Genomic DNA, 1,344 nt, shown 5'->3' with positions numbered 1-1,344 from the left:
AGCACTCGATGACGTTGACGGCCAGGCCGCCGCGTGAGGTCTCCTTGTACTTGTCGAGCATGTCGCGGCCGGTGTCGCGCATGGTCTTGATGGCCTTGTCCAGCGAGACGAAGTGGCGGCCGTCGCCGCGCAGCGCGATGCGGGCGGCGGTGATCGCCTTGATGGAGGCCACCGCGTTGCGTTCGATGCACGGGATCTGGACCAGGCCGCCGATCGGGTCGCAGGTCAGCCCCAGGTTGTGTTCGATGCCGATCTCGGCGGCGTTCTCCACCTGCTCCGGCGTGCCGCCCAGCACCTCGGTCAGCCCGGCCGAGGCCATCGAGCAGGCCGAGCCCACCTCGCCCTGGCAGCCGACCTCGGCGCCGGAGATGGAGGCGTTCTCCTTGAACAGCACGCCGATCGCCGCGGCCGTCAGCAGGAAGCGCACCACGCCGTCGTCGTCGGCGCCGGGGACGAACCGGTCGTAGTAGGTGAGCACGGCCGGGATGATGCCGGCGGCGCCGTTGGTGGGCGCGGTGACGATGCGGCCACCGGCGGCGTTCTCCTCGTTGACCGCCAGGGCGAACAGCGACACCCAGTCCATCGTCTGCAGCGGGTCCTTCGCCGGCGCTTCCGCCTGCAGCTGGCGTTGCAGCTGGTGGGCGCGGCGCCGCACGCGAAGCCCGCCGGGCAGCACGCCCTCGGAGGCGATGCCGCGCCGGACGCAGTCGGACATCACCCGCCACAGGTTGATGATCCCGGCGCGGATCTCGGCCTCGGTGCGGCCGAAGGCCTTCTCGTTGGCCAGCATCAGCCCGGAGATCGACAGCCCGGTGTTGGAGCAGTGCTTGAGCAGCTCCTCCGCGGTCGTGAACGGGTAGGGCAGGACCGTGTCGTCGGGCTTGATGCGATCGGCGCCGGTGGCCTTCTCATCGACGACGAAGCCGCCGCCGACCGAGAAGTACACCTTCTCCCGCAGGATGCCGCCGTCGGCGGCGAAGGCGGTGAAGCGCATGCCGTTGGGGTGCTCGGGCAGTGAGATCTTGCGTTCGAAGACCAGGTCCTCGCCGACCACGAACGGGATCTCGTGCGTGCCGTAGAGCGACACGGTGCCCGACTCGCGCATGGCGAGCAGCCGGGCGTCGATGGAGTCCACGTCGACCAGCTCAGGCTTCTCACCGGACAGGCCGAGCAGCACGGCTTTGTCGCTGCCGTGGCCCTTGCCGGTCAGCCCGAGCGAGCCGTACAGGATGGCCTCGACACGCGCCGTCGAGTCGAGCAGGCCGTCATCGTGCAACCCGCGGGCGAACTTGTGCGCGGCGGCCATCGGCCCGCCCGTGTGCGAGCTCGACGGGCCGATTCCGA

At 70.1% G+C, this 1,344-nt stretch carries 1 protein-coding gene; it reads right to left on the bottom strand.

The window, feature by feature from the left end; genetic code table 11:
- The coding region (locus ACIBHX_RS52345) for an L-serine ammonia-lyase (protein ID WP_397076538.1) at positions 1-1,344 on the bottom strand (1,344 nt) is incomplete at both ends.

It is taken from the genome of Nonomuraea sp. NPDC050536 (assembly GCF_044457685.1).
Taxonomy (GTDB): Bacteria; Actinomycetota; Actinomycetes; order Streptosporangiales; family Streptosporangiaceae; genus Nonomuraea.
This window is presented reverse-complemented; position numbering and strand designations above follow the sequence as displayed.